Here is a 21,602-nt window from a genome sequence, read left to right as displayed (position 1 = left end):
TGAGTTTGAAATAAAACAATTCGCGTCAGGAAATCGTCAGTAATGACATTTTCTGCCGCTTTTCAAGTCAAACAGGTTGTTTTTATGCAGAGAATATTTAGGTTCCTACTGGCCCTGCCCATCCTCATCTGGTTTGCGATTCCAGCATTGGCAAATGCAGAAACAAATGCAGATGTGCGCATTATTATTGATGTGTCCGGCAGTATGAAATACAACGACCCTGAGAATTTACGAGCACCGGGTTTACGCCTATTGGGTGGATTGATGCCAGGTGATGCCGAAAGTGGTGTCTGGACTTTTGCCCGCTATGTGAACATGCTGGTGCCATTACAAAAAGCTGACGATACTTGGCGACAACGTGCTCAGCAAAAATCCTCTGAAATTCACTCTCATGGTTTATTTACCGATATTGAGCAAGCGCTGCAAAAGGCCACAGCGAATGTCAAAGCTTCTGATCCAGCCAAGCAACGCAGTATTATCCTGTTATCAGATGGTCTGGTTGATTTGCATCAGGGAAAAGCATCCAGCGATCAATCACGGCAGAACATCATCAATAAGTTGTTGCCACAAATAAAACAAAAAGGCTTTCGTATACACACGATTGCTTTGTCTGAAGATGCTGATCACGAACTGCTTAAACAATTATCACTGGCTACAGATGGCTGGTACCATCAGGTGGATAATGCGGATGAGCTGGAACGTGTTTTTCTGCATTTGTTTGAACAAGCCACTCAACGTGACTCGGTTCCACTTGTAGATAATCGATTTACCATTGATACCAGTGTCAATGAAATGACGATTTTGGTGTTTCGTGAAAATGAAACCGACGTCACCCAACTGGTTCAACCCGATCAAAAAAATCAATCACATGAAACGCATGAGTCCTCAGTAAGCTGGATGCAGGAAAAACATTTTGATCTGATTACCATCGACAAACCAATGTCCGGAGAGTGGTTTATTGATGGCAATATCGATCCGGATAACCGGGTAATGGTATTAACAGACCTGCGAATGGAAACAATTGATCTGCCAAATAATATTCTGGCTGGAGAGCAGTTTGATATTGTCGCCAAATTAACCGACCATGGTAAACAGATTGATCGACAGGATTTTCTGCAACTGGTTACTGCAGAGTTAAGCACTCAACCATTGCAGGGTGAACCGATCAATAACAAAATGACCTTGAATAACCAGACGGCGACGTTTATGGCAAATTTGGGCAAGCTGTTTGACAGTGGACAAAATGATATTGTGATCACCGCAAAGAGTGACACCTTTGAGCGTCAGCGACGGCAATCAGTCAATGTCGTCGCATTACCGTTTGATGTTACTGTGACGCAACTGGACGGTGATAGCCGGAGTCATCGGCTTTCGATGTCTGCTGATGCCAGTATGATTGATCCTCAATCTCTGCAAATCTCTGCTTTACTCAGTGCACCAGATGGCAGTGAATTCCCCTACGAAGTATTACGGCAGTCTGAATCTGAAAATGCCTGGCAGTTGACAGTGGCCGATTTACAACCTGAAACCGCTTATCAATTATCGTTGCAGATTCGGGGGGAAACTCCGGCAGGGCGGAATGTATTTTTACAACCCAAGCCCATTCAGTTACTTGATGAAGCCGCCGGTGCGTCGCTAACAATTACTTCAGAAACGCCGATTGCTGCCGAAAAGGTTAATGATGAGCCATTTGAACCGGTGATAATTGATCCGGTTGCGGATGAGCCTAATGCAGAAATACCGGAATCCACCTTCCAGCTTTCTGACACAGTCATTTTAGCTATTGGTAATGCCGTTATTGTGTTGTTATTAATAATGGGATTCTGGTTTTGGCATCGCAGCCGTCGCCGGCAGCTTTTACCTGGAGACTTATTATAAATGTCGATGACTGATCCGGTTTTCCAATGGCTGGCCTATGAGCTGGCAGCCATCTTTGCTGTTTTGTGTATCTGGATGTTGATCCGCGCGCATCGCAAACACAAACGCACCAAAGCTGCAGCGGCACGCACGGCCAAATTAATCAAAAATAACTACGAGCAACGTGTGGCTGCATTAGGCAGTCAACTGAGTGAGCGCTATGGTTTAAGTGGTGAAGCACTTGATTCAATGGTCGAGGAACTGGTGCTGCGGGAAAAAGAGATTTTTAAATCAATCGTTAATTTGTATTCTGAGCAAGACGAAAAAACACTTCATAACTTTCCAGACCAAATTACCTCACTAACTGACGCCACCCTCAGCATTATGCAGGCTGATATTGAGCAGGAGCCTGATGCCCTTGAGATAGAGGCGGTTGACGAAGAGCCGCTGGCCGAGGAATCTGCGGTTGATACTGAATTACCAGAAGAACCAGAAGTTGATACTGAAACGGAAGAGGAACCTGTAGCAGATTTTGATGGTGTATTTGATGATGAGAATGCAGACACCATTGTTGAACAGATGGAGCAGCTTGATGACGAAACAGATGTTGTCGAAGAGCTAACCGATACAGATGAAATTTTTGATATTGAACTGGCAGATACCGAATCAGATGAAGTCGATGTCGATGATATTTTCGCTCAAAACCAGATAGTTGAGGAGTCTCTTGCCACTGAATCAGATAATAATCCAGCTGATTCGATGACAGATTTTGATTTGGCTGCGGACGAGCAGGCCAAAGAAGATGAACCAGAACCAGAACCAGAACCGGCAAGCAGCTTGATGCGGATGGCTGATTTTCTGAAGACCGACTGGAATCCGGTAATTCCTGATGTTTACGGTAAAACATCCCTTGAAACGGAAGTTGAAGAAAACCAGCCAGATATGGAAACCGAGATAGAAACAGACACAGTCAGTGCAGCGACTGAACCAAAAGGTATGAAGGCCCACTTGAATAAAGCCTGGACCAATCAGGTGCCTGATATCTATGGAAAACCCACAATTCCTGTAGCAGGTAATGAGCAAATAACTGACGACGTGGCAGCCTTTGAACATCAAGAACTGAAATTTCATGCTTTTGAAAGTGATGACTCAGCCCATCAAGGGCTAACGAAGGCAGTTCAGCCAGCCAACATTGAATTAGATATTGAACAACTTGATGACGTGGATTCAGACGCAAAAGATAAGATTTCGGCCACAGAAATCGATGATCTTATGCGTGCCACTGACATGCCGGTAGAAAGTGATTCCAATGATCTTGAGCAGGAAAAAGCAGAGATCGAAAACGTTATTGAAAATGATGCAGAAACCAGCCTCCCTGAAGAAAATAAATTAGCAGAATCTGATATCGATGCCATTGAGTCGCATGATGAGCCTGTTGAACAGATTGAATTAGACAATCTTTTGACGGAGATGGATGAGTCAGTTATATCAGAGCTCACCTCTGAAGACACTGCAGAAACCTTCGAACAAACAGATAGGGTTGAACCGGCGGAAAGTGATGATGCAGCTGACACAACATTAGAAGAAACTCTGCAACAAAATGAACAAGGTTATCAATCTGATACCGAACCAGCTTCGTCTATGGATGAACAGGAGATGATAGCCGAGCAGGCAGCGTCTACTGATCAAAACCAACAGCCATTAGAAGAATCGTCAGAACCTAACACTGAGGCAGAAATAAACAGCTTTGCTGAAGAGTCAGCCAAAACGGACTGGGATACAGACCTGTTTGTAGATCCAGTTGAGCCCGCAGAGATGGCTGAAGATCAGGAAGCGTCTGCCAGTCAGAATTTCGAGGATATATCCGAAAAAGCTGAGCCGTTTGAGGAAATCGAGTCTGAGGAAATCACGGCACAAAATGCCGATGAACAACCCGTACAGCCAGAACCAACAGAAATCGAAAATAATGAAGAAACCGCATCAGTAGATGATTCAATTTCTGAGGAAATTGAGTCTGCAGAGTGGGAAGAGCCGATTAGCCAGCATTCGCCAGAGAGTGCTGATGTAGAGGTTGATTCAACCGACCAATTCTCAGCTGAAGATATGGAGGCAGAAAACTCAATTGAACAACCTGAAGAGTTAGTGTCAGCAGAAACTGAAAATGCTGAAGAAACCTTATCAGTAGATGATTTGGGTTCGCCAAATAGAGAGTCTGATGAACAGGAAGAATCAATTAGTCAGAACTCGGATATTCATTCTGAAGCAGCTGAAACGTTAGAACAATTTGCATCTACTGAAACATTACCAGAAGAATCAGCTGAAACTACCGAAGATATAGATTCAGCAGAAATCAACGCTATCGAAGAAGCTTCAGACATACCTGATTCAAACCTTGAAAGCAGTGAGTCCACTGAGTCAGAAGAACCGATTAGCCAGAATTCATTGGATAATATTAATGATGGGGTTGAATCAGCTGAGCAATTTTCAGCAGAGGATATGCTGGCAGAAAATTCAGTTGAACAGCCTGAAGAGTTAGTTTCTGCAGAAACTGAAAATGCTGAAGAAACCTTATCAGTAAATGATTCAAATCCAGAAAGTCTTGATTTCGTTGAGCTTGATGAATTGATTAATCAAAATTCTCAGGATCCCGCTGAAGAAGCTCAACCCTCCGCTGAAGCTCCACCAGCCGATATGGAATTGAATGATACGTTCTCAGCTGATCAGCATACCACTGAATCAGAGCTAAACAATCAAAGCGACTCGATTGAAGAAGGCCAAACAGAGGACTCTGTTACCGAAATCCAAGCCGAAGCGACACAAGATAATGAGACAGAAAGCTTAGCCGGAATAATGGCCTCACAGCCAAACCATGAAGATGCAAACAGTGGTAACAAAACTAATAATCTTGAGGAAAAGGCAGAAGAGCCATTTAATGAGATTGATAAGCTGCGCGCCAAACTTCGTGAGCGGACTGAAAGATTAAAAGCAGCAAGACAGCAACGGCTTGATGAAACGCAGGCGGAGAATCCATTTACTGAAACAACATTAGAAGATTCAGCCACTCCCAATGAACGTTTTCAGCAATCATCTCCAAACGACGCAACAGATATTGCTGCGCTTCAAACTGATCCATTAGCCGAAAAGGTCGATACTGAGAATGCATCAGAAGAGTCTGTTACCCAAGATGAGCCTTTTCAGTTAACTGAAGAGGAAGACTTACAACAAAAGCTATTAGCTGCACAAATGCCTGAAGATGATGCTGAACAGACAGACTCATATGAAAGCCAAACTCCTGCTGAAGCTGAATTATCATCAATCGAGCCGATGGAAGAGAATGAAGCAGAAGAGGAAAGCTTTCAATTCCAATCCTCAGAAGAATTAGAAGCACCTGTCGATGAGATGGATAATGTTTTTGATGAGGAGGCCGAACTAGCTTCACATGTAAATGAATTGGAAATTTTAGATCAGGATCAAAGTGTAGATAACGAGTCGAATCAACCCGATGATGATGTAGAAGCTACTATTCCACCAAATAAAACACCCTCATCAGAAGCTGACGAATGGGTAGCAGAGCTTTTAAATGAAGAGCAGCTGGCCGATTCAACTAATGATTTGCCGCCAGAATCTTTGACCGAAGATGATTCAGCAAGCGAAATAATGCAGGCAAGTGAACAAATTATTGAGCCAGAAATAGATCGAACTGAAACAATCTCTGCCGAAGCCGAAGCCGAAGCCGAAGCCGAAGCCGAAGCCGAAGCCGAAGCCGAAGCCGAAGCCGAAGCCGAAGCCGAAGCCGAAGCCGAAGCCGAAGCCGAAGCCGAAGCCGAAGCCGAAGCCGAAGCCGAAGCCGAAGCCGAAGCCGAAGCCGAAGCCGAAGCCGAAGCCGAAGCCGAAGCCGAAGCCGAAGCCGAAGCCGAAGCCGAAGCCGAAGCCGAAGCCGAAGCCGAAGCCGAAGCCGAAGCCGAAGCCGAAGCCGAAGCCGAAGCCGAAGCCGAAGCCGAAGCCGAAGCCGAAGCCGAAGCCGAAGCCGAAGCCGAAGCCGAAGTCTCAAAAGAACCAACAAAGGCAGAGTTGGATTTTGCAGCCGCACTGGCCGAAGAACAAGCCCAGGCTGAACAGGACCGTAAGCAGACCCAGTCAGAAATAGCCGGTTTTGATATTCCAGAACAGCCCGAGTTACCTGAACCGGAACGTCTCGAATCATTACTTAAAGATGTTGAAAAGTTGCAGGCGACGCAATCAGATAATAATGCATCACTGATTCCTCCAACCCAGGAGACACCACTTCCGGATCCTGCGCAATTGGAGAACCTGTTGACCGATGTTGATAAATTAACGGCCGTTAAAAAACCGGTGAAAAGTAAAAAGAAACGCAGTGAGTTGCAGGCGATTCTCTCAACAATACCGTCCTTTTCTGGCAGTAATAAAACAAAATATAAATAATCAGAGCATTTTCTTAGGCTCAGATTTTGATCAAATAGTGATATTTTTAAACGGTCTGATTAACGTTTTGCTAAAATTTCCGTCGTTTAAGCACGGGAAAAATTATGTCAGACCAAATTCATCAGGTAGCCATTATCGGTGGCGGTGTCTGTGGCACCGCGCTACTGTATATGCTGGCTGAATATACTGATCTCAATGATATTGTCCTGTTGGAAAAGTATGCCGGAGTGGCCAAGGTCAACTCCAATGGCCGTAACAACAGTCAGACTATCCATTGCGGTGATATTGAAACCAACTACACATTGGAGAAAGCCACTAAAGTAAAGGCCGCCGCTGAGATGCTGGTGAATTTTGCTGCCGATTTAGCCAATGTTGATCAGGTGATTTTCAAATATCCGAAAATGGTTTTAGGTGTAGGCGAGCAGGAATGTCGTCAGCTTCGCCAACGTTACCAGACTTTCCGTGAAGTATTCCCCAAGATGAAGCTATTGGAGAAATCCGATATTGCAACTTATGAACCTTCAGTGGTTATGGTTAATGGCGAAATGCGGGCAGAACCCTGTGTTGCGCTTGCCGTTTTGGATGATTACAGTGCAGTGGATTATCTGCGTTTATCTGAAGCCTTTGTTGATAAAGCCAAAGCAAAAACTGATAAACAAATCCAGTTAGCGTTTAACAGTGAAGTCGATGATATTGTCGAAAAAGATGGCGTGTTTTCGCTGGTCACCGGCGACAAAATCATCAAGGCTCGCAGTGTAGTGGTTTCTGCGGGCGGACACAGCTTATTACTGGCACAGAAAATGGGGTACGGGTTGGAGTTCTCCTGTCTGCCAGTAGCTGGAAGCTTTTATTTCACTCCGCAGGTTCTCCGTGGCAAGGTATATACCGTGCAGAATGATGCGTTGCCTTTTGCAGCGGTACATGGGGATCCGGATGTACTGGTCGAAGGTAAAACCCGGTTTGGACCTACAGCATTATTACTGCCACTGTTAGAGCGTTATAACAACAAAACTTTTTTCGATTTTCTGCGTGTTCTGCGTCTCGACAGCCGGGTAATGAGAGTGTTCTGGGATTTATTCCGGATTAAGGATATTCGCAATTACATCTTTAAAAACTTTCTGTTTGAAGTGCCGTTATTACGTCGCTGGCTGTTTTTGAAAGATGCCCGCAAAATTGTGCCTGGCCTGCAATTGAAAGATATTGAATTTGCCAAAGGTTTTGGGGGTGTCAGACCTCAGTTGATTGATAAAAAGAATGCCAAATTGTTGATGGGGGAAGCGAAGATTAACCCTGGTACAGGCATTGTTTTTAACATGACACCATCGCCTGGCGGCACCAGCTGTCTGGAAAATGCTGAAACCGATATGCGGCTGATTGCCAGCCGTTTGGGTGCAACAATTAATGAATCACAGCTGAAGCAAACACTTCATAAAGCAGCAACAATAAATTAATGGATTCATCACCTTACATTACTGCTGATGGCATGTTCCGGATGAACCAGGAACTGAGTGAACGCTGGCAGCGACGCAGACATGTGGTTCAGGCGCTGGCGGCTGCAGCGGCAGAAGGGGATCGATCTGAGAATGCAGAATATATTTATCGCAAGAAAGAACTCAGAGAAATAGACCGGCGTATTCGCTATCTTCAAAAACGTATTCCCGATTTGATGGTGATTGATCGTATTCCGGATGATCAGGATGCGGTGTTTTTTGCTGCGTACGTGACGCTGTTGAAGGATGATACGGAAGAGGTTCAATACCGTATTGTCGGTCCGGATGAGATTGACCACGCCAAAGGCAATATCAGTGTCGATTCACCTTTGGCGCGGGCGTTATTAAAAAAGCAGATTGATGATGAGGTGAGTATTCAGGTTCAGGATGGTGGTCATCGTTATCTGATTCTGGACATTAACTATTAATTGGCTGCAGGCTGGATGCGATAAATTTCGCCATCATCAGTTGACACATATAACCAGCCTTCAGGGCTTTCAATAACATCGCGAATACGTTTTTTCATTGTTCGCAGATAGCGTACTTCATCGACTGCCTGATTATCCTGAATTTTAACCCGGTTCAGATGCTGTAACGCCAGCGCACCGGAAATTAAATCGCCTTGCCAATCCGGGAAAGCATCACCTTGATATTGCACCAGACCACTGGGGGCAATTGAGGGAATATAAACTTTTACCGGATTTTCCATACCTTCTACTTCTTTTTTGCCAACGGAAACTGGAGCGTAGTATTCCTTGCCATGAGAAGCTTCCGGCCAACCGTAGTTTTTACCGGCTTCAATCAGATTGATTTCATCGCCACCGCGTGGACCATGTTCAATGTCCCATAGTTGCTGAGTCTCGGCGTTATAAAATAACCCTTGCGGATTACGATGACCATAACTCCAAATTTCCGGCAAGGCATTAGTATCTCCCACAAAAGGATTGTCCTGCGGGACACTGCCATCAAGTTTGAGTCGCAGAATGGTGCCATTGTGATTGCTTAGATCCTGAGCTCTATCACGTTCCCCACGATCTCCAATCGAGAAAAACAGATGACCCTGTTGGTCAAATACAATTCGGCTGCCGTAATGCTGACCTTTACTGGTACGAGATTGAGTGACCAGCAAATCGTTCCAATCACTTAGGGTGTTTCCATCCAACTTGGCACGGGCGAGGGTGGTGGCACCCTGGCCGTCTACATCTTTGCTATATGTGAAATAAATCCAGCCGCTTTCTGTATAATCGGGGGATAGAGCAACATCCAGAAAACCGCCCTGTCCAACAGCTTTGACCTTGGGGACGCCACTTATGTTGGTCTTATTTCCTGAATCCAGATCAAGCAGAATTAATTTACCTTCACGTTGAGTAACCAGCATTGTGCCATCCGGCAAGATTGCCATTCCCCATGGGATACCCAATCCATCTGCAACCTTGTCAATTTGCAGCTTTTTATCATTGACGCTACCCGCATGGGCAGTAATTGCAGAGGTTAAAATCAATAAAACAAACAGCTTACTGATCAACTTCATCTAACTACTCCTTAATTTAAGAACTACAGGACAGCATCGAGCAGCCAGGTTTATCTCTGGCCCAGTCTGGGCGTTTGGCTGCGTAATGATCATACTGTGGTTGTTCATCATAAGGACGGTGCATGACCTCCAGAAGTTCATCAATCATGCTGTAATCACCCTCATGGGCTTTATCAATCGCCTGTTGTGACAAGTAGTTGCGTAATACATATTTCGGATTAACCAGATTCATTCTGGCTTTTCTATCCTGGTCACTGGTGCCATCCTGTTGCACACGTTGCTGATACTGACGCAACCAGTCACAGATATCTTTTTTATCTTCTTTCGATAAGGCATCTGGGGCGTAATAAGCTTCCATCAACGGTTCCAATAGTGCTTCATCGCTGAGGTCCTTCTGTTCACAGCTCACATCGGCTAATCGGCGATAGAAAATCGTCATATCGGTTTCAGCCAATAACAGAATTTTCTGTAACTGCTGATTCAATTCATGATCATCATCACCCTGATACTCGTTCAGTCCCAGCTTGTCGGCACGCATCTGTTGCCATTTATTGGTGTAGAGCTCGACATAATCGGTAAGAATCTGTTGTAACGGCTCAACTTCATTAATCAATGGATATATCGCGTTGCCGAGTTGCAGCAGATTCCACTGGGCAATCTGCGGCTGATGCCCAAAACGGTAGCGTTTACCAGTGGCATCGGTGGTGTTAGGCGTCCAGTCGGGATCGTAATTATCAATCCAGCCATAAGGGCCGTAATCAATAGTCAGTCCTAAAATCGAAGTGTTATCAGTGTTTAATACGCCATGCACAAAACCGACACGCATCCAGTGCACTACTAAATCTGCTGTGCGTTCACAGACTTCTTTAAACCAGGCCAGATAAGTTTCTTTGGAAGGTTCTCCCAGATGCGGAAAATGATGGCGAATGGTGTAATCGATCAATAAACGAAGATTGTCGATATCGCCTCGCGAGTTAAACAATTCGTAATTACCAATGCGCAGGAAAGAAGGCGCGACTCGACAGACAATCGCACCCGGTTCAGTTTGCGGCCGGCCATCGTAAAACATATCGCGAACTACGCCTTCTCCGGTTGTGATCAGACTCAAGGCACGGGTTGTGGGTACACCAAGATGAAACATGGCTTCACTGCAGAGAAATTCACGAACGGATGATCGTAATACCGCTAAACCATCAGCCGAACGGGAATAGGGGGTTTCACCTGAACCTTTAAGCTGCAGCATTTGCAACTGGCCGTGAATATCCTGAACTTCACCGAGATTGATGGCACGGCCATCGCCCAGTTGTCCGGCCCAGTTGCCAAATTGATGTCCGCCATAGCACATGGCATGGGGTTGCATGCCTTCTAGCATTTCATTACCGGCAAATACATTAGCAAACTGTCGGCTTTCACAATCTACCGGTCTGATGCCTAAGTCGGTAGCTAAATCCATGGAATAAGCGACCAGTTTAGGATCGGCGACAGGCGTAGGGTTCACAAAGGTATAACAGGCACCAAGCACCTGACGGCGAACATTTTCGGTATCCGGATCGGCGGGGAGCTCCCGTACAAACCGGTTATCGAATTGCAGCCGTGTCATTGGCGTGGTAGTGGCGTCGTTGGGATTAAATTCTTCAGTAGTCATAGGCCTATTACAACAGATAGCAGCCGGCGAAAACACCGGCTTTTCGTATTGTTATTGACTGACTAATAGAGTCGGAAAGTTCCTAGAAAAGGACTTAGGGTTTTAGCCCAAGGCTTTACGTTGCTGCTGTAACTGACTTAACGACTGTTCCAGCTCGGCCAGTTTTTCACGTTCTTTGGCAACAACATCTGCGGGCGCCTTGGCAACATAATTTTCATTACTCAGTTTGCCCGCTGATTGTTTGATGATTTTATCCAGTTTGCTGATTTCTTTGTCCAGACGGGCAATTTCAGCATCCTTATCAATCAAGCCTTCTAGAGGAATCAGAATTTCCATTTTACCAACCAGTGCAGTAGCAGCAGCAGGCGCTTCGCCATTTAAGTATTCAATTGCATCTAAATTAGCTAATTTTTTCAAAAAATTCCCTCGAATATCTACAAGGGTTTTATCTATATTATCAGCATTCTTAAGAATTACTTTTAGACTTTTCTTTGGAGCAATGTTCATTTGTGAACGAATGGAGCGAATACCATTTGTAAATTTCATCAACCATTTCATTTCTTCTTCGGCAACCAAATCAATTTTGCTGCTATCAGCAACAGGATACGGCTGGTTAATAATGGTGTTGCCGGATTTACCAGCCAGTGGCGCGATGGTCTGCCAGATTTCTTCGGTAATAAACGGCATAAACGGATGTGCTAAACGCAGCGTGGCTTCCAATACCCGAACCAGGGTACGGCGGGTGCCACGTTTGGCGACATCACTGGCTGCATTATTATTTAAAACTGGTTTAGACAGCTCCAAATACCAGTCACAATAGTTATTCCAGATAAACTCGTAAATCGCCTGTGCCGCCAAATCAAAGCGATAGCTGTCGATAGCGCGGGTAACATCCAGTTCAGTTTGTTGTAATAACGAAATGATCCAGCGATCCGCCAGACTGAGTTCGACTTCAGCGTTATCAATGCCGGTATCCTGATCTTCGGTATTCATTAATACGTAACGCGCTGCATTCCACAGTTTGTTACAAAAGTTTCGATAACCGGCAATGCGATTCATATCAAAATTGATATCACGTCCGGTAGTGGCTAGAGAGGCAAAGGTAAAGCGCAGCGCATCGGTTCCGTGCGGTGCGATACCTTCCGGAAATTCCTTGCGAGTAGCTTTTTCAATCTTGGCGGCCAGTTGTGGCTGCATCATGCCACTGGTACGTTTGGCAACCAAAGATTCCAGATCAATACCGTCGATAATATCGATGGGATCCAGAACATTACCTTTGGATTTGGACATTTTCTGGCCATGTGAGTCGCGCACCAGACCATGGATATAGACTTCTTTGAATGGCACATCATCCATAAATTTGATGCCCATCATCATCATCCGGGCAACCCAGAAAAAGATAATGTCAAAACCGGTCACCAAAACACTGGTCGGATACCAGGTTTTCAAAGCCGCATCATCAGCCGGCCAACCCAAAGTGGAGAAGGGCCATAACGCTGAAGAGAACCAGGTATCTAAAACATCTTCATCCTGTTTCAGGCTGATTGCATCATCCAATTGGTGTTTTTGGCGGACATCGGCTTCATCATGACCAACATAGATATTGCCCTGTTCGTCATACCAGGCAGGGATGCGGTGTCCCCACCAGATTTGTCGTGAAATACACCAGTCCTGAATGCCATCCATCCAGTTATAAAAGGTTTTATCCCAGTTGGCTGGGACAAATTTAATTTTACCTGACTGTACCGCTTCAACTGCCGGAGCCGCCAGTACATCAGCTTTGACATACCACTGATCAGTCAATAATGGTTCGATAACAGCATTAGACCGATCACCTCGTGGCACCATCAGTTTATGGTCCTGAATGGTTTCCAGTAAGCCTAATTCTTCAAAATCGGCAACGATTTGTTTGCGGGCTGCATAGCGATCCAGACCGCGATATTTTTCCGGTGCATTGTCATTAATGGCAGCATCAATGGTCAGAATATTGATTTGTTCAAGATTGTGACGATTGCCAACTTCAGCATCGTTGAAATCATGGGCTGGAGTAATTTTGACGCAGCCACTACCAAATTCCGGATCAACGTAGTCATCGCCAATGATCGGAATTTCACGGCCGACTAAAGGCAAGGTGATGGTTTTGCCAATCAGCTGTTTATAACGTTCGTCTTCCGGATGTACTGCTACAGCCGTGTCACCGAGCATAGTTTCCGGACGGGTAGTGGCAACTACCAGATGACCACTGCCATCGGTTAACGGATAACGGAAATGCCATAAATGACCAGCTTCTTCTTCTGATAATACTTCCAAATCAGATACGGCGGTATGTAAAACCGGATCCCAGTTCACCAGACGTTTACCGCGGTAAATCAAACCTTCTTCATGCAATTTGATAAACACATGTTTGACCGCTTCGGACAGATTGTCATCCATGGTGAAACGATCTCGAGACCAGTCCAGAGAGGAACCAAGACGACGTAGCTGACGGGTAATATTGCCACCGGATTCGCCTTTCCAGTCCCAGACCCGTTCAATAAAGGCGTCACGGCCTAAATCATGGCGGGTTTTACCTTCGGCATTTAACTGACGTTCCACTACCATCTGGGTGGCGATACCGGCATGGTCAGTACCCGGTTGCCACAGCGTGTTATCGCCTTTCATGCGGTGATAACGAGTCAGCAAATCCATGATGGTGTTATTAAACCCATGACCCATATGCAAACTGCCGGTGACATTTGGCGGCGGCAACATAATGGCGTAGGGCGTGCCTTCGCCAGAAGGTTTGAATTCGCCGTTTTGTTCCCACTGTTGATACCAGCGTTGTTCTATTGCATCGGGATTATAGGTTTTGTCCATGCGTCTCTGCGTTTATCTGTTCGGAAAAAGAAAAGCGGGCATTATACCCGCTTAATGTGTGCCCGGTCATGAGTGAGCCGGAATGTGTTAATTGTTTATTTGATGCGTATCGAGATGATAGCCACGATCCTTGTAAAACTGATAGCGAACGCGTCCCTGTTTTTTGATTGCTTCATCGCCATTAATAATTTCGGCCAGCCGTTCAAACTGACTGAAAAATAATGGTTGAACCGGGTTTAAATTGATTAATACGTCCATCAGTTTTGGTGGCGCTATATTTTCATGGCTAATCAAAACTGGCGCTTCGATTTTATTATCTGTCGCTAAGACCTGATGCGGGACAAAACTGTCTGGCCGAAAAGCCCATAAAGCCTTATCCATCGCTTCACTCTGGTCCTGATCCTCAGTATGAATAAACACCTGATGACCCTGTAGATAAGCTTTTTCCGCCAGCCGGCAGGCAAATTGCTGCCGGTCAAGCGGATCGGTTGAACCTAAAATATAAAAACTGACTTTAGTCATGAACGAATTATCAGTCTTCCAGGCGGTTCAGGATATATTGCATCAATAAGGGCACTGGACGACCGGTTGCGCCTTTTTCCTTGCCGCCATTCCAGGCGGTACCGGCGATATCCAGATGTGCCCATTTAAATTTCGCAGTGAAACGGGACAAGAAACACGCCGCTGTGACACTGCCTGCTTCCTTACCGCCGATATTGGCGATATCGGCAAAATTACTATCGATTTGTTTTTGATAGTCATCCCACAATGGCAATTGCCAAGCTCTATCAAAACTATCATTACCTGCTTTGAGCAAGTCATCAGCCAGATCCTGATTGTTGGTCATCAAACCCGAAGCATTATTTCCTAACGCAACAATAATGGCGCCAGTCAAGGTAGCAATGTCAATAACTGTTTCGGGATCAAAGCGTTCGCTGTAAGTCAGAGCATCGCACAAAATCAAACGTCCTTCAGCATCGGTATTTAATATTTCAATGGTTTGCCCCGACATACTGGTCACGACATCGCCAGGTTTATTGGCTTCTCCATCTGGCAGGTTTTCAGAGCTTGGAATGACACCGATAATATTGATCGGTAACTGTAATTCAGCAACCGCTTGTACGGTACCTAACACACTGGCCGAACCGCACATATCGTATTTCATCTCATCCATTCCCTGAGAAGGTTTGAGCGAGATACCGCCTGCATCAAAGGTTAAACCTTTTCCAACCAGTACTATGGGCTTACTGTCACCGCCACCACCATAATTCAGCGTGATCAGTTTGGCGGGTTGGCGGCTGCCACGGGAAACTGAAAGTAATGATCCCATGCCCAATTCGGCCATATCGCTTTCTTCCAGCACATCAACCGCCAGATTGTCATAATCCTGTCCCATTTTGATGGCTTGTTCTGCAAGATACGATGGAGTGCAAATATTGCCTGGTAAATTACCCAGCTCACGAGCCAGATTCATACCTTTACCAATAGCGGCCCCTATTTCACAAGCTTTTCCCAGAGCATCAATATCTGCTTCACTCGCCATAAATCCGAGATGGGTAAGCGGTTTTTCAACCGGTTTGAACTGGCTTTTAGTCTGGCTGTAGCAATATAGAGCGGTTTCTGTATTGATAACTGTTTGACGAATTTTCCAGGCAGTACTGCGCTCCTTAACAGGTGCTTCTGCTAAACAGCTTACAGCTTGTGCGGCAGCACTTTCATTTAACCATTTGGCCATTGCAATACAGGCTGTATTAAAATCATTTTCACTGATTTTTTCGAATTTGCCACAACCAATCAGTAATACTCTTGGGCTGGAAATACCTTGGATATCCTGTAACAGCATCGTTTGACCTGGTTTGCCATTAATGTCACCACGTTCGATAACACGCTGAATTAATCCTTTACTTGCGGTGTTTAATGTTGCCGCTGCAGGACTGAGTTGGCCGCCTTCAAATATGGCAACAGCAATACAGTCAATTGATTGTGTTGGTAGAACATCTTTGGTCACAAAATACTGCATGGATTTCTCCTGTTGATGTAGATGGTTTAGACTGCGTTTTTTATTGCAGTGAACTGACTGCCTATTCTAACGAAGACCATTGAATAATGCCCGTCCTAAGACAAATATTTGTTGAACGTTTTAGCCTGATTGACCGATATATGCTGCGAGAGTTTTTAATTTCTCTGACAGCCGTCATCGGTGTGCTATGGCTGATTTACGTAGCGACACGTTTTGCCCGCTATCTGGCTCAGGCGGCTGTGGGCAATTTACCGGCAGAAGTCATTTTCAATCTGCTATGGCTGAATTCCTTTGGCGCGTTATCCGTATTACTGCCGATTGGTACTTTTTTAGCAGTATTGCTCAGTTTGTCACGAATGAGTTCAGATAACGAACTGACGGTGATCGCAGCCTGCGGTATTGATGGTAATCGTATATTACGCAATGTTGTTGTTTTCAGCGGTGCAATGGCGATTATTACCGGCTCTTTGGCATTGCTGATTGTTCCAGATGTCTTATCAGGGCGCTATGAAATCGAACAGAAAGCCAAAGTGGCTGCTAACACAACGGGACTGATTGCGGGCAGTTTTAAAGAAAGCCAGAATGGTGATTGGACCTTCTATTCACAACAGCTCAGCGAAGATAAAACCCATATGGAAAATATCTTCATTGAAATTCATCGAGATGAAAAGCCTCTTATATTTAGAGCCAAGCGGGGACGTTTTGATATTGAAGCCGAGAGTGGCGATAAATATCTGGTTTTAGAAGATGGCTATCGCTACGAAGGTAATGCTGGTGATTTGGATTTCCGTATCGCGGAATACGCAACACATAGTATGCTGATTGAACGTGGCGAGTCGGTCCAGGTTCGTGAAAAACATAAATCCCTACCCACTGCGGTGTTATGGGAGCGCGGAGAACCTCAGGATTTGGCTGAAATTCAGTGGCGGGTTTCCAGCGCTGTTATGACGGTCATTTTGAGTGTGATAGCCATCACCCTGGCACACACTGGACCAAGGCAAGGACGTTATGCCGGATTTTTCCCAGCGGTATTGGTCTATGTGATTTATAGCAATTTATTAGGTGTGACCCGGGCGTGGGTGGAAAAAGGTGATTTAGCTCCGTGGATAGGAGCGATTTGGGTACATCTTTTAATGATTAGCATTATGTTGATGTTACAAAATCGCCTGAAATTTAAACGATTCTGGCAACAACGTAAGCGACTGAAAACAGCATGATTTTGCAACGTTATATTAGTAAAACCATCTTAGCTAGTACGGCTCTAGTATTGGTGGTATTGATGTCGCTATATACCTTTATGGATTTTATTACCGAGCTGGATGATCTGGGAAAAGGTGATTATCAATTGTTGGATGTATTGGCCTATCTTGCATTGTCGATGCCTAAAAGAATTTATGAACTCCTGCCAGTTGCTGCTTTGCTGGGAAGTGTGATTGGTTTGGGAACATTGGCGTCGCAAAGTGAATTGGTGGCAATGCGGGCGGCCGGCATCTCAGTGAAAGATATTAATAAAGCCGTTTTGATGGTTGCCGGTATTTTAATGGTTATTGCTGTCGTTCTTGGTGAGCTGGTCAGACCTATTACGGAACAAAAAGCCTTGCAGATCCAAACTGCCTCACAAACAGGAACCGAGGGAAGTCATTCTGAATTTGGTTTTTGGACTCGTGATGGCAATCACTTTAACCATATCGAACGAATTCATCGCGATGGCCGCTTTGAAGGTATTAAGGTCTATGAATTTGATGATAAACATCAATTGAGGATTGTGACTAAAGCCAGGGAAGCTCGTTACGATAACAATGAATGGCTGATGTTTGATGTAGTACAAAGTACGATTGATGAAAATGGCGTGGAGGTGAGGGCGATAGAACGGGCCAAATGGCGCTCAAAACTTAATCCTGGCATGTTGAATATTGTTGTGGTCCCACCCGAATTTTTGCCGGTATGGAATCTGATGGAATATGTTTCATATCTGAAGTCCAATCATCAGGCGGTAAGTCAATATCAATTGGCATTCTGGAGCAAAATTATGATGCCATTGAGCTCGGCTGTGATGGTGTTTCTGGCCGTGCCGTTTATCTTCGGTCCATTACGTTCAGCTCCGATTGGTGGACGTATTCTGGTTGGTGCTCTAGTTGGGATTGGCTTTCATTTATTTAACCAGAGCTTCCAGCATATGGGTCTGGTTTTTGGTGTTTTACCATGGTTGGCGGCCTCCCTGCCAACAATCATCTTTGCCGGCATCGGCATGGTGATGCTGCGAAGAGCCCGTTAGTTAAGTGAGCTTTCACGAATTTCATCATCCAGGTGGTGTGTTTTTAGGATTTCAGTAAGCTGTTTTATATGTGACTTCACTTGAGTACTTGCTGCTTTGTAAGCCTCTGGATCATTCTCACGAAAAGACACCATCAGATTGACAGACACTTCCTTGAGTTCGGTAAAAATCAGTGTAAGTTCTTTTTCAGGACGCTCTGCTAAAAATTTTTCGTTGCTTTCTGCAACATGCTGATTTTCTGCATCCAACAGACTGAAATTTGGTAAAAATCCCCTCAGATGCCATACATTAAATCCCCGAGGGTCTTTTTTTTGTTGGAATAGTTGAAAATAATTATTGAGCAAATCCACCTGAGCGTAATAACGCTGACTCATCCTGCTCACATACTGCGGTAAATTATTTTTATCCAACACCGCAAACTCAGCTGTAAAGGCTTGTGTGTTTTCGTCATTTGCCTCTACTGAGGATATAGACATAAACAAACACAACAAACACAGCCATACCAGTGGGATAGCTGATTGTTTGGATAATATAGGCAAGGGGGGAATCGTGCTGGAGAAAAAATGGACTGTCATATTGCTCACTCTATTCAAAAATGTTGGCTGATTATCAGTGAGCAAACTGGCGAAGTAAAGAAAATACAAAATCCTGTGAAACAAAAAAGGCGATGAGAAAAATCTCACCGCCTTTTAGCAGCAATTAGCAATGACTTTACTGACTGCCTTATATGGCGTCCCCAAGGGGATTCGAACCCCTGTTACCGCCGTGAAAGGGCAGTGTCCTAGGCCTCTAGACGATGGGGACCTAAAACTGTTTTCTTTCGTTTCTTGGTGGAGCTAGGCGGGATCGAACCGCCGACCTCTTGCATGCCATGCAAGCGCTCTCCCAGCTGAGCTATAGCCCCCGAAAGGAAGCGCATACTATAGGGATTGAGTTTTTTTCTGTCAACAGAATATTTCAAATAATTTACATGGCCTCCTGGGATTCTCACGGAGAATGTGGTGCATGAGATGCTAGCTTGGGTGCGTTAATAAAGCTAAGTTGTTGATGAAAGGTAATTATATGATTTATGACCGTTATGATCAGTTAGGGAATTTGATGAAAGCATATTTCTGTGCGATAAATTGAAAGTTATTTATTGAATAGAGAAGGCCGTTTTTTCGGTCATCAAGGCTCACCGGGGATATTGATGCGCAAACTGATAATTCTATCTGCAGGTTTTGTTTCCTGTTTTGCTCCTCCTGTTTCCGCAGAGCCATACCATGTGCCCAGTCACTGCCCCCGACCAGACGCCGATTATTTTCTTGCTGAAGACGCACTCACTGAACAAAGTGATGTTGATGTTCAAGCGGATACCGCTCAGTTGGTTGATTTGGGTACTTCGGTTTTTACCGGCAAGGTTGATGTGCGTCGTGGAGGGCAGCAGTTAAATGCCAATCGTGCCACTTACAATCAAACCACTGGTAAAGTGACTGCTCAGGGTGATGTACGTTTGCGCGATAGTCAGATGTCGATATTTGGTGATCAGGCGGAGTGGAATCTCGATGAAGATCGCGGCACGTTGATTGATGCCGAATATCAAACCAAACAGATGAATGCGCGCGGGGAAGCGAGTCATGTGACTCGTCAGGGTGTGCAGTCAACCCAATTAAAAAACGCAACCTATACAACCTGTATGGAAGACGATGAATTCTGGAAACTGAAAGCCGGAGATGTCGATCTGGATCACGAAGAGGGTGTCGGCCGGGCTTATGATGTTGTTTTGCGTATAAAGGACGTTCCGGTTTTTTATACGCCATATATCAGTTTTCCGTTAAGTGATGAACGTAAATCAGGTTTCTTGATCCCTTCAATTGGTAGTTCCAACGAAACCGGTTTTGATGTCAGCACACCTTATTACTGGAACATTGCACCGCAAATGGATGCGACTCTGACACCACGTTATATGTCAGATCGTGGCTTGATGTTGAATGGTGAGTTTCGTTATCTCACGTCGCAATCTGAAGGCTTGATTGATGCAGCTTTTTTGGGCAGTGACAGTCTGCGTCAGAATGGTGATGAAATAAATCCCAACTACAATGAAGACCGGAAACATTTTTCATTTCAGCAAAATGGGCATTATGGCAGTAGCAACCGCTGGCGAACCCTGGTTGATTATAATTATGTATCGGATCGGGATTATCTGGAAGATTTCAGTAGTAATTTAAGCTTGAGCAGTACCACGCATTTAAACCGATTATTAAATGTAAATTATTACGGTGATATCTGGAATTTCGGAGCAAGAGTGCAGGGATATCAAAATCTGCTGGAAGATGTTGAAGATCCTTATCAACGATTGCCGCAATTAACATTGAATGGTTTACTTCCTGATCAGGCGTATGGACTTAGCTATGAATTCAAATCCGAATTTACCGCTTTTGATCATGATAACAGGGTTTCAGGGCAGCGGTTCAACCTGGAACCAGGTATCAGTATGCCGATGGGTACAGCTGGCTTTTTTATGACACCTCGGGTCGCGTTAAAGCAGAGTTACTACTCGCTGGACAACCTGAGTGGTCAAACCCGTTTTGAAGACAGCACTATTAATCGGACTTTACCTGTTGTCAGTCTCGATAGTGGATTGGTTTTTGAACGGCCCCTTAAATTTGCTGGTGATAGCTGGATTCAGACTTTAGAACCACGAGCATTCTATCTTTATATTCCCTATCGTAATCAGGACAATATTCCACTTTTTGATACCAATCTGCGTACCTTTGGTATGGGCAGCATGTTCAGTCATGATCGTTTTACCGGGCCTGATAGAGTTGGTGATGCCAATCAGGTAACAGTGGGCTTGACCAGTCGCTTTATTAATGAAGAAACGGGTCGTGAAAAATTACGAATGACATTGGGACAAATTCAGTACTTTTCGGATCGCAAAGTTAATTTAAGACAGGATGTCAAAGAAACCCGCTCAGATTCTGACTTTATTGCTGAAGCTGTGGCAAGTATTACAGAAGAATGGGCGCTGGCTGGACAGATTCAATGGGATCCTGACAGCACCACCTCTAATATGTCTTCGCTGCAATTACGCTATCGCGGAGAAAATGGTGGTGTATTCAACATTGCTCATCGCTATCGGCGGGATGATGGCTTGAACCGTTTCCCGATAGAGCAGGCTGACGTATCAGGAAGTCTGCCGATTAATGATCAATGGAGCATTATTGGCCGTTATTATCGTTCTTTAATGGATAATACGACGTTAGAAGCTTTGGCAGGTGTTGAATATCATAGTTGTTGCTGGGCTACCCGAGTAGTTTTTCGAGATTATATTAATGATATTGATGCCGACAGTCGCAATAAAGCCATCTATTTTGAAATTGAGCTGAAAGGCCTGGGGCGATTTGGTAAGAAATCCGGTGGCCTGCTTGAGGAAAGTATTCGTGGCTATGAATAAATTCCGGACAACAGGCTCAAATTTCAATCACTCATTTAATCATTAACTC

General features: G+C 44.8%; 13 protein-coding genes and 2 tRNA genes. 7 read left to right on the top strand and 8 right to left on the bottom strand.

The features are described from left to right. Positions 1-42 precede the first annotated feature (42 nt). From Q7A_RS10880 to greB, 4 genes are all read left to right on the top strand, one after another. Positions 43-1,878, top strand: coding sequence for a vWA domain-containing protein (locus tag Q7A_RS10880; RefSeq protein WP_014707408.1), 1,836 nt, complete (start codon positions 43-45; stop codon positions 1,876-1,878). Further along, positions 1,879-6,300 carry a midas domain-containing protein gene (locus Q7A_RS15300; RefSeq protein ID WP_089418534.1) on the top strand — a complete coding sequence of 1,474 codons (4,422 nt, stop codon included), beginning with the start codon at positions 1,879-1,881 and terminating at the stop codon, positions 6,298-6,300. 104 nt (positions 6,301-6,404) lie between these two features. Beyond that, positions 6,405-7,751 carry an FAD-dependent oxidoreductase gene (locus Q7A_RS10870; RefSeq protein ID WP_014707406.1) on the top strand — a complete coding sequence of 449 codons (1,347 nt, stop codon included), beginning with the start codon at positions 6,405-6,407 and terminating at the stop codon, positions 7,749-7,751. Next, positions 7,751-8,218 (top strand): transcription elongation factor GreB, encoded by a 468-nt coding sequence (gene greB, locus Q7A_RS10865; protein WP_014707405.1) that lies wholly within the window; start codon positions 7,751-7,753, stop codon positions 8,216-8,218. The genes Q7A_RS10870 and greB overlap by 1 nt, the downstream gene beginning before the upstream one ends. Here greB and Q7A_RS10860 read toward each other — a convergent pair. The 5 genes from Q7A_RS10860 to Q7A_RS10840 all read right to left on the bottom strand — a co-directional run bounded on the left by Q7A_RS10860 (position 8,215) and on the right by Q7A_RS10840 (position 15,842). Continuing rightward, positions 8,215-9,321 carry a PQQ-dependent sugar dehydrogenase gene (locus Q7A_RS10860; RefSeq protein WP_014707404.1) on the bottom strand — a complete coding sequence of 369 codons (1,107 nt, stop codon included), beginning with the start codon at positions 9,319-9,321 and terminating at the stop codon, positions 8,215-8,217. The genes greB and Q7A_RS10860 overlap by 4 nt on opposite strands. Before the next feature lie 16 nt (positions 9,322-9,337). Next, entirely contained in the window at positions 9,338-10,966 is a 1,629-nt protein-coding gene (locus tag Q7A_RS10855) for a protein adenylyltransferase SelO (RefSeq protein ID WP_014707403.1), read from the bottom strand. 102 nt (positions 10,967-11,068) lie between these two features. Beyond that, complete coding sequence (locus tag Q7A_RS10850) at positions 11,069-13,822, bottom strand: valine--tRNA ligase (RefSeq protein ID WP_014707402.1); 2,754 nt, start codon at positions 13,820-13,822, stop codon at positions 11,069-11,071. Between the two features lie 87 nt (positions 13,823-13,909). Continuing rightward, positions 13,910-14,344: a DNA polymerase III subunit chi gene (locus Q7A_RS10845; RefSeq protein ID WP_014707401.1), complete on the bottom strand. Its 435-nt coding sequence runs from the start codon at positions 14,342-14,344 to the stop codon at positions 13,910-13,912. 10 nt (positions 14,345-14,354) lie between these two features. Continuing rightward, positions 14,355-15,842: a leucyl aminopeptidase gene (locus tag Q7A_RS10840; protein WP_014707400.1), complete on the bottom strand. Its 1,488-nt coding sequence runs from the start codon at positions 15,840-15,842 to the stop codon at positions 14,355-14,357. An 86-nt stretch (positions 15,843-15,928) separates the two neighbouring features. Here Q7A_RS10840 and lptF point away from each other — a divergent pair, with 86 nt between their 5' ends. After that, a complete protein-coding gene (gene lptF, locus Q7A_RS10835) occupies positions 15,929-17,059 on the top strand; it encodes an LPS export ABC transporter permease LptF (RefSeq protein WP_041354567.1) in 1,131 nt (376 codons plus the stop codon). Beyond that, entirely contained in the window at positions 17,056-18,117 is a 1,062-nt protein-coding gene (lptG, locus tag Q7A_RS10830; RefSeq protein WP_041354566.1) for an LPS export ABC transporter permease LptG, read from the top strand. The genes lptF and lptG overlap by 4 nt, the downstream gene beginning before the upstream one ends. Here lptG and Q7A_RS10825 read toward each other — a convergent pair. The 3 genes from Q7A_RS10825 to Q7A_RS10815 all read right to left on the bottom strand — a co-directional run bounded on the left by Q7A_RS10825 (position 18,114) and on the right by Q7A_RS10815 (position 19,021). Next, positions 18,114-18,692 (bottom strand): hypothetical protein, encoded by a 579-nt coding sequence (locus Q7A_RS10825; protein WP_041354564.1) that lies wholly within the window; start codon positions 18,690-18,692, stop codon positions 18,114-18,116. The genes lptG and Q7A_RS10825 overlap by 4 nt on opposite strands. 153 nt (positions 18,693-18,845) lie before the next feature. Next, positions 18,846-18,921, bottom strand: a tRNA-Glu gene (locus Q7A_RS10820). A gap of 24 nt (positions 18,922-18,945) precedes the next feature. Continuing rightward, positions 18,946-19,021 (bottom strand) — tRNA-Ala (locus Q7A_RS10815). Positions 19,022-19,306: 285 nt separating this feature from the next. On the opposite strand from Q7A_RS10815, the gene Q7A_RS10810 reads away from it, so the two are divergent. Continuing rightward, positions 19,307-21,553, top strand: a complete 2,247-nt coding sequence (locus Q7A_RS10810) for an LPS-assembly protein LptD (protein WP_014707396.1) — start codon at positions 19,307-19,309, stop codon at positions 21,551-21,553. Positions 21,554-21,602: the final 49 nt, after the last annotated feature.

Source organism: Methylophaga nitratireducenticrescens (genome assembly GCF_000260985.4).
Lineage (GTDB): Bacteria > Pseudomonadota > Gammaproteobacteria > Nitrosococcales > Methylophagaceae > Methylophaga > Methylophaga nitratireducenticrescens.
Note: the sequence above shows the minus strand (reverse complement) of the source record. Positions and strands in the feature narration are given on the sequence as shown.